This is a genomic window from Nostoc sp. PCC 9305 (assembly GCF_963920915.1).
Lineage (GTDB): Bacteria > Cyanobacteriota > Cyanobacteriia > Cyanobacteriales > Nostocaceae > Nostoc.
In genome coordinates, this window is sequence record NZ_CAWUDN010000186.1 from 1 (window position 1) to 8,086 (window position 8,086).

The 8,086-nt window shown below is 44.4% G+C and carries 9 protein-coding genes and 1 tRNA gene; 5 read left to right on the forward strand and 5 right to left on the reverse strand.

Annotated features, from left to right (window positions below; genetic code table 11):
• Positions 1-92: 92 nt before the first annotated feature.
• Positions 93-743 carry a hypothetical protein gene (locus ACM0OX_RS34390; protein ID WP_414519543.1) on the reverse strand — a complete coding sequence of 217 codons (651 nt, stop codon included), beginning with the start codon at positions 741-743 and terminating at the stop codon, positions 93-95.
• Between the two features lie 146 nt (positions 744-889).
• Positions 890-1,159, reverse strand: coding sequence for a hypothetical protein (locus ACM0OX_RS34395; RefSeq protein ID WP_414519545.1), 270 nt, complete (start codon positions 1,157-1,159; stop codon positions 890-892).
• 149 nt (positions 1,160-1,308) lie between these two features.
• Here ACM0OX_RS34395 and ACM0OX_RS34400 point away from each other — a divergent pair, with 149 nt between their 5' ends.
• Together ACM0OX_RS34400 and ACM0OX_RS34405 are read left to right on the forward strand one after the other, a co-directional pair.
• Complete coding sequence (locus ACM0OX_RS34400) at positions 1,309-1,992, forward strand: response regulator transcription factor (protein WP_414519547.1); 684 nt, start codon at positions 1,309-1,311, stop codon at positions 1,990-1,992.
• On the forward strand, positions 1,989-3,524 hold the full coding sequence (locus ACM0OX_RS34405) for a sensor histidine kinase (RefSeq protein ID WP_414519549.1): 1,536 nt from the start codon (positions 1,989-1,991) through the stop codon (positions 3,522-3,524). The genes ACM0OX_RS34400 and ACM0OX_RS34405 overlap by 4 nt, the downstream gene beginning before the upstream one ends.
• Positions 3,525-3,783: 259 nt before the next feature.
• On the opposite strand, the gene ACM0OX_RS34410 is transcribed toward ACM0OX_RS34405, so the two are convergent.
• Together ACM0OX_RS34410 and pyrE are read right to left on the reverse strand one after the other, a co-directional pair.
• Complete coding sequence (locus tag ACM0OX_RS34410; RefSeq protein WP_334720432.1) at positions 3,784-4,113, reverse strand: hypothetical protein; 330 nt, start codon at positions 4,111-4,113, stop codon at positions 3,784-3,786.
• 20 nt (positions 4,114-4,133) lie between these two features.
• The gene (gene pyrE, locus ACM0OX_RS34415; RefSeq protein ID WP_094347288.1) at positions 4,134-4,757 is read right to left on the reverse strand and encodes an orotate phosphoribosyltransferase; all 624 of its coding nucleotides are present in this window, start codon (positions 4,755-4,757) and stop codon (positions 4,134-4,136) included.
• Between the two features lie 106 nt (positions 4,758-4,863).
• On the opposite strand from pyrE, the gene ACM0OX_RS34420 reads away from it, so the two are divergent.
• On the forward strand, positions 4,864-5,298 hold the full coding sequence (locus tag ACM0OX_RS34420; protein ID WP_322674735.1) for a hypothetical protein: 435 nt from the start codon (positions 4,864-4,866) through the stop codon (positions 5,296-5,298).
• Between the two features lie 117 nt (positions 5,299-5,415).
• Here ACM0OX_RS34420 and ACM0OX_RS34425 read toward each other — a convergent pair.
• Positions 5,416-5,488: transfer RNA gene (locus tag ACM0OX_RS34425), tRNA-Ile, on the reverse strand.
• Between the two features lie 297 nt (positions 5,489-5,785).
• Here ACM0OX_RS34425 and ACM0OX_RS34430 point away from each other — a divergent pair.
• Positions 5,786-6,487 carry a hypothetical protein gene (locus ACM0OX_RS34430; protein WP_414519552.1) on the forward strand — a complete coding sequence of 234 codons (702 nt, stop codon included), beginning with the start codon at positions 5,786-5,788 and terminating at the stop codon, positions 6,485-6,487.
• A gap of 101 nt (positions 6,488-6,588) precedes the next feature.
• The gene (locus ACM0OX_RS34435) at positions 6,589-7,992 is read left to right on the forward strand and encodes a hemolysin family protein (protein ID WP_414519553.1); all 1,404 of its coding nucleotides are present in this window, start codon (positions 6,589-6,591) and stop codon (positions 7,990-7,992) included.
• Positions 7,993-8,086: the final 94 nt, after the last annotated feature.

Below are 8,086 nucleotides of genomic sequence, written 5' to 3' on the forward strand. Positions count from 1 at the left end.
GGGCGGGCATAGAAGCCAACAGTTAAGCTATTTCCAGCTTAAGTTGACACCAATGAAGGCCTTGCGCCCCTAGCGCGTGGTCTATTTACTATTTATGGTTGATTAGGACGATTTTCTTGGGGAGAGGCTCCGCCATTGCCAGGAGGATGAGGTGGAACTCCCAATGCCGCCTTTAACTGGGCTTCTGTAACTCCTAATTTTGTCGCTGCGGCTTTAAAATCAGGTCTGGGTGGGCGTTGATTGCGATCGCCTGGATTTGGCGGATTGGCTGGGACTCCTAGCGCCGCCTTTAACTGGGCTTCTGTAACTCCTAACTTTGTCGCTGCGGCTTTAAAATCAGGTCTGGGTGGGCGTTGACTGCGATCGCCTGGATTTGGCGGATTGGCTGGGACTCCCAATGCTGCCTTTAACTGGGCTTCTGTAACTCCTAACTTTGTCGCTGCGGCTTTAAAATCAGGTCTGGGTGGGCGTTGACTGCGATCGCCTGGATTTGGCGGATTGGCTGGAACTCCTAGCGCCGCCTTTAACTGGGCTTCTGTAACTCCTAACTTCGTTGCTGCGGCTGCAAAATCAGGTCTGGGTGGACGCGGCCGTTCGTTTGATGCTTCGTTGGGCGGTTGTTGCGCCTGTGCAATTCGATCGAATTGATTAGCGGCATTTGCTTGATTGAGTGAAAGAAAACCAAATGTGCCAACCAGAACAGGAATCGCTGTCACTACTAGTACTCTACGAATATTCATCATTAAATCTCCAAAGGTTTATATTTCTAATTAAGTCTTCCCAAAATAACAGTCTGCCCTGTTTATAAATTACAGTTTTGTAATTTATAAACAACAATACTCTGACGAGATCGCCACTGAAGGGGAGGCGAAATGCAAGGGTGCATAATTTAGCGGTTATTGTGTTCTACCAGGTTTTGACCTACTTCCTGATTATGAGCTTGGGGACGTTGGGGAGAACGCTTTTTCTGATGTGGACGGGGTTTAGAATGTCTGATTTGTGGTTTTTCATCAGATATTTGCCGTTTGTTGGGCTGTTGTGAAATCTCTTCGTTCCGATGAGATGGATTAGCGGCATTTGCCTGATGAGGTGCAACAAAACCGAATGTACCAATCAAAAAAGGAATCGCTGCTACGGCTAAAACTCGACGAATATTCATAAAAATCAACCTTCAAAAGCTAGGGTGTTCATATTTCTAATTAAGCCACCTCAAAATTACAGCTTTTCTATTTTCTAAATTACAGTTTTGTAATTTTAATAAAAAATAATGAATTTAGAATAGAAGAATATATGAATTAATAAAAACTTGTGAACGTTCTGTTTGTTGAAGATGAAGCGAAAATTGCTAACTTTGTCCGGGCTGGACTAAAGGAGCAAGGATTTGTTGTAGACTACTGCGATAACGGTGATGACGGATATCTGCGGGCATTAGACAACGAATATGATGCGATAATACTCGACATTATGATGCCGGGAAAAGATGGACTATCAATTCTAAAACTATTACGGCGGCAAGGTCGGAATGCTCCGGTGATTTTGCTGACGGCTCGGAATGAACTAGACGATCGCTTGCAAGGGCTAAATTTAGGAGCGGATGACTATATAGCTAAACCGTTTTTTGTGGAAGAGTTAGCGGCTAGAATTCATGCAGTTGTGCGCCGGAGTGTAAGCGAGCGCCAAAATCTACTTTGCGTTGGGCCGATCAAACTCGATCGCATCACTAGAGAAGTAACTTGCAATCATCAGGCCATAGAACTCACCAGCCGCGAGTTTAATCTTCTAGAATATCTCATGCGTTCTCCCGGACGGGTTTTCACTCGTACCCAAATCCTGGAACACGTTTGGGGCTACGACTTTAACCCCAACACCAACGTTGTGGATGTTTGTATCCAGCGAATTCGGAAAAAGATTGACCCCCTTGATGAAGCAGTCTGGATTGAAAGCATTCGAGGGGTTGGATATCGATTTCGCAAGCCAGATTCATCATCATGAAACTTCCTTCGTTTCGACTCCGCATTGCTCTGTTGTCTGCGGCTCTAGCTGGCAGCACATTAGTCGGATTTGGCGCAGTTTCCTGGTTTCAGATTTACAATGCTAAGATTAGCCGCCTAGATGCAGAACTATTAAATAACTTGATGCGGGCAGCTCCGAACTTCCCTCCACGAGAGGAACCTCCCGCTGGCGCAGCCTTTCCCAGAAGAGAAAACTCACGCAATCGCTCGCGATGGCAGTTTTACGAAGATTCATTATCTTATACTTTCGGAACAAATACAAAAACCCCTGTCGCCCTAGTGGTGCTGGACGCAAATAACAATATACTTTATCAATCCAACTCCCTACCTGCCGATGTTGAGGTGAATCGTCTGTTGCTGAAGCGTCTGCAATTGACACCTCTACCACCGCCCCCGAAAAGAGAACCACCACCTTTACCCTCCAATACAAATCCATCGATCGAGCGGCCACCACTGATTCGGCCACGCCCATCTCAATTTGTCACAGAGCAGACGGCAACAGCAGTCTGGCGGATTGGAGCAACTAAATTTCCCAATGCTCAGGTTGCCATTGCCGTTAGCTTGCAAGCCGTAGATCGAGATATGGCTACCATTCGCAATATCTTCCTGGTTTCAATTCCGGGAGCGCTGCTACTAGTTGCGGTGGGAGCATGGTTAGTTTCTGGCGGTGCTTTACGTCCCATCCGGCAATTAACGGGCGTAATTCAACAGGTAACTGTCAAAGGGCTAGATCAGCGAATTCCCATTGGGACAACTGATGTTGAATTTGTCGAACTGATTCAAGTGTTTAACCTGATGTTGTCACGCTTGGAACGGAGTTTTACCCAAGCTTCCCGCTTTAGTGGTGACGCGGCTCATGAATTGAAAACCCCACTGACTATTTTGCAAGGCGAACTAGAACGAACACTCCAACAGGTCGATCCCGGTAGTGAAGTACAACAGCGCTTAAGCAATCTGTTAGATGAGGTGCGCCGCCTGAGTGGAATTATGCGAAAACTCTTGTTGCTATCTCTGGCAGATGCCGGAAAAATGAGCTTGTATCTGGTTGAAGTGGATATGTCTGAGTTGCTGATGGAGATGCTAGAAGATGTGGAAATGCTAGCTCCCCATTTGACAGTACAAACTGACTTTACTGATGGGTTGTGGGTAAAAGGCGATCGCGATCTTTTAATTCAAATTTTGCAAAACCTATTTAGTAATGCAATTAAATACAATCTCGCCAACGGCTGGATAAAAATTCGTACTCATCAAACTCCAACAACTCTTCACGTTACTATTGTCAATGCATCAGAAGATATTCCACTAAGCGATCGCGATGTCTACGACGGGCTTCGCCTACGCATTTTTGACCGATTTTATCGCGGCGATCCCTCACGTAACCGCAAGATAGAAGGAATCGGACTAGGACTGAGCCTAGCCCGAGAAATTGCCAGGGCACATCGGGGCGACCTCACCCTTGATTTAACACCTTCTGGTCAAACAGCATTCACCCTCACCTTACCGATGAAGTAATCCCTCTTTCAAGAAACAAGGCAGGAGGCAGAAGGCAGAAGGGAAGAGGATTTGACTTATTTTTTCAGGAGTTTTTTTTTGATTTATTTAAAGCTAGGACTTACGCAAAATATCTCTTAAACTCTGATTTCTCCGTGTCCTCTGCGCCTCTGCGGTAGCCTGCGGCAAGCCGTTCGCGTAGCGTCTCGTAGAGAAGCGTCTACGTTATTTTGTAACTCACGCGTAAGTCCTAAAAGCGATCGCCTGGCACTTGCATTGATTAATTCAAAGCATCAGCGATCTTAATACCAAGGTGCTGCAATGCTTTTTCTTTAACAAATTCAGCTGCACTACGAGCCGATTCCGCCAAAATAGTATCAGTGTTTGGAGTCAGCTTCAGCGCTCCTCCCAGATATCCCAAAGCTTTGCAATAATCATCAGTCAAGTTGGTAGATGCCAGTCTCTTTACAGTTTGATAATCGCCACTCTGAAAAGCTGTTAACGCTTTGTGGTGTAAATCATTTTCTGGCTTTCCTAGTACTTCAAGAATTGCATTCACAGCTTTATCGACTTTTTCTTGTGTTAGTTCTGTAGATACTGTTGCTTGCATATTTATCTATCTCCTTTTGTTCATGAATTGGCAAGTTGTCGGTAGCGTTCTTGAACTTCCTGAATCGAAAACAAAGTTTCAAACTTCAACCCCGCTGACTGGTACAACTCACCTCCCCCTTGTTGTCGATCTACCAGTGAAATTACTTGATTTACGGTATAACCTGCATCTTTAAGACGCTCAACCGCTTTGAGAGCAGATTGCCCAGTTGTGACTACATCTTCCAAAACTACTACTTTTGCGCCCTCTGGTAAACTGGGGCCTTCTATATAAGCTCTTGTCCCATAACCTTTGGCTTCCTTGCGAATAATCAGCGCTGGGATTGGGCGGTTTTCATAAACAGAAACTATACTCACTGCTGTCACAATTGGATCGGCTCCCATTGTTAAACCACCTACAGCCTGTGTATCTACAGGTAATAAAGGAAATAGTAATCGTCCGACTGCTAAAGCGCCTTGAGGATGGAGTGTTACCTGTGTCTTATTGACGTAATAAGAACTACGCAGCCCAGAAGATAGGAGAAAATCACCCTCTTGATAAGCAAGTTGGCAAAATAAATCTAATAGCTTGTGGCGTAAAGTGGTCAAATCAGAAGTGGTTGCCCAAATATCTGAGTGGGTAAGAGTTTCAGTAGGATACGTCATTACAAAACATTAAAAGTTGTGCTACACCAAAGGTTGAACTCATCAGAGTTCTGAACTTCAGCATAAATTAAGATTCGCCCAAAGCAAAAGTTGAGGAGTCAGAAACGTGCGTATAAAATTTAAAACCTTTGGTGGTTTATTGGTGCTGCTTGCTGCTGGTATTGCTTTTCCCTCTATTGCATCTGCCCAAACGGCAACACCCAATTCTGAAACTATGAATGATGTATTTGAACGAGCTTATTTTCGTCACGATCGCAATTTCTACGAAAATAGTAGCAGCCTCAAGCGTCAGCTAGACTCATTTTTCGGATCTGGTTCTGGTTTCGGTGGTTCCTTCCCAGAAAATGAAATTGCCCGCGATGCTAATTTGGTTAATACTTTATATCATGATGCCCTGACTCAGCAAGTTGGCAACGATCCTTATATTCGTACTCCTGATTTACCAAATCCTTATGACACATCGTTGCTCGTGTCTCCTCGCTATAGCAACAAACTTAAAGTAGGAACAGAATTCAGGTTTGAAACATTACCATCTCGGTAAGATTGGGGAGTGAAGAAGGGAATAGGGTACAGCTTACAGGGTACAGATTATTCCCTATCACCTGTCACCTGTCACCTCTCCCCTAATTCCGTCTATTACTATTTTTTGATCGTTCAGTGCGCCCTGCTGGAATCGAACCAGCCTGAAGACGAATTATGAGTTCGTTGCCTCCCCAATCGGCCAAAGGCGCTTGTTTTTTTGGGTTGTGGGTTGCTACGAGAAAATTACTTCAACTCTTAGGTCAACCTTGTTTGCTAATTTTAGAGTGAGAAAAATACCTCACGCACTGAGTTTAGCCAATTCCATGAATATAGCACAAATTTACCACGTGTGAATACTGGACAATAGTTTATTAGATTTTTATACTACATAATTTGATCATAGATATAGTGCAAACTAATATTGATTAAGTTCCTTTAAGGATTGAGGTCAAAAGCTTCACTATTCTTAAATAGACCAGCATTCTTATTGCGATCGCTTGTCAACGATGAAAATAAATTCTACTGTACTTCTTACTTTGATTTTGTTAATTCTGATGATGGGAGCAGGTTCTGTGAGCGCGTTTTTAGGCTTTGAACTGGGGAGTTCAGCGCTTAAAGGCGTTAGCACACCAGATGGGCGTCCCACAACCAAATTTGCCAGCAATAAGGCAAATAGCTCTCAACAGGGAGGGCTAGTGCTATTAAAAGAGGAAGAAATTCTCAAAATAGTCAAGGCGCGAATTGAGGGTAAGACTAAAGCCGCTAAATCGGAAAAGCCTGAAGAAGATGATGAAGAAACCAATAGCAGCAAGCAGAAGCCAGAGGAAAAACCCCCAGAAGTAGTTGAAGAAAAGCCCCTACCAGGTTTTCCGGTTACTGCCCAAAGTCAGGGTGTAACAATGACAGTGCAATCTGCTCGCTACTCTGGTGGTGATTTACTACTGAAAGTGAAAATGCAGAACAAAGGTAAGGATTCTGTGCGCTTCTTGTATAGTTTCTTAGATGTTACCGATGACAAAGGACGAACCCTGAGTGCAAGTACAGAGGGTTTACCAACAGAATTGCCTGTAAATGGGCCAGCATTTTCAGGTACAGTGAGCATTCCTACAGCTTTACTTGATGATGTCAAGAAAATATCACTTGCTCTCACTGATTATCCCGCTCAACAATTGAAGCTAGAGGCATCGAATATTCCTGTAGAAAGGTAGATTGGCATTGGGCATTGGGATTAGGGGAGAGCTGATAGGTGACAGGTGATAGGGAATAATCTGTACCCTGTAACCTGTAACCTATTCCCTATTCCCCCTAAATGGAGGGCGTGAGTTTTACACGAGCTTTGGCGGTGAGTGGTTTTCCGAATTTAAGTTTGATAGAAGTGGCGCTGCGGTTGTTATCAGTGCTACTACTGATTGCCATAAATGCCTTTTTTGTGACGGCGGAATTTTCGATGGTGAGCGTGCGGCGATCGCGTATTCACCAGCTAGTTAAAGCTGGGGATATTCCTGCGATCGCTGTAGAAATGTTACAACGCAGTATTGACCGACTGCTATCTACCACCCAGTTAGGTATTACCCTCTCTAGTTTGGCACTGGGATGGATTGGCGAAAGTACGATTGTCGTGCTGGTGAATGCCTGGTTAAGATCCTGGCCTTTACCTAGTGGGATGACTACCTTCCTCGCCCATTCCCTATCAATTCCCATTGCCTTTTTCTTGATTGCCTATTTGCAAATTGTGATCGGAGAATTATGCCCCAAATCCTTGGCTATGCTGTACTCAGAACAGCTAGCAAGGTTTTTGGGGCCTCCGGTAAAAGCGATCGTGCGTTTTTTTGGCCCCTTCATCTGGATTCTTAACCAATCAACTCGTTTTTTATTACGAATTTTTGGCATCCAATACACAGGTCAAGGCTGGCGACCGCCTGTAACTCCCGAAGAATTGCAACTGATCATCTCTACAGAATGGGGGTCTACTGGTTTACAGCGTGCAGAGCGAGAATTGCTCAATAATGTCTTCGAGTTTGGGGATGTCATGGCGCAAGATGTGATGATCCCGCGCACCAGTATTATCACACTGCCAAAAGATGCTACCTTCCAGACATTACTTAGGGAAATGGCTTCTACTGGTTACTCTCGCTATCCCGTAATTGGTGAATCTTTAGACGATGTTCGCGGCATTGTTTATTTTAAAGATTTGGCACAACCTTTGGCTGTCGGAAAGCTCAGTTTAGACACACAGATCCAACCTTGGATGCGTCCCGCTCGGTTTGTTCCAGAACACACGCCCTTGAGTGAACTTTTGCCCATGATGCAGCAAGAGAAACCCGCTATGGTCATGGTAGTTAATGAATTTGGCGGTACTGTGGGACTAGTGACAATCAAAGATGTCATTGCCGAAATTATTGGCGATCCCAACGACCTTGAAAGCAGTGAAGACTTACTGATTCAGATGTTAGGTGAGCAAAAATTTTTGGTGCAAGCACAAATCAACCTTGAAGACCTCAACGAAGTTTTACATCTCAATTTGCCCCTGACCAGAGAATATCAAACACTAGGGGGCTTTTTGCTGTATGAGTTACAGAAAATTCCGGCCAAAGGCGAAATCTTCTGTTATCAAAATCTCGAATTCACCGTGGTATCAATTGTTGGCCCGCGCCTGCATCAAATTCAGCTGCGACGGTTAGAGGAGTTAGGGGAGTTAGGAGTTGAGAGTTAGAAGTTATGAATTTTAACACCTAACTCCTAACACCTAACACCTAACTCCTAACTCCTAACTCCTAACTCCTAACTCCTAACTCCTAACTCCTAAC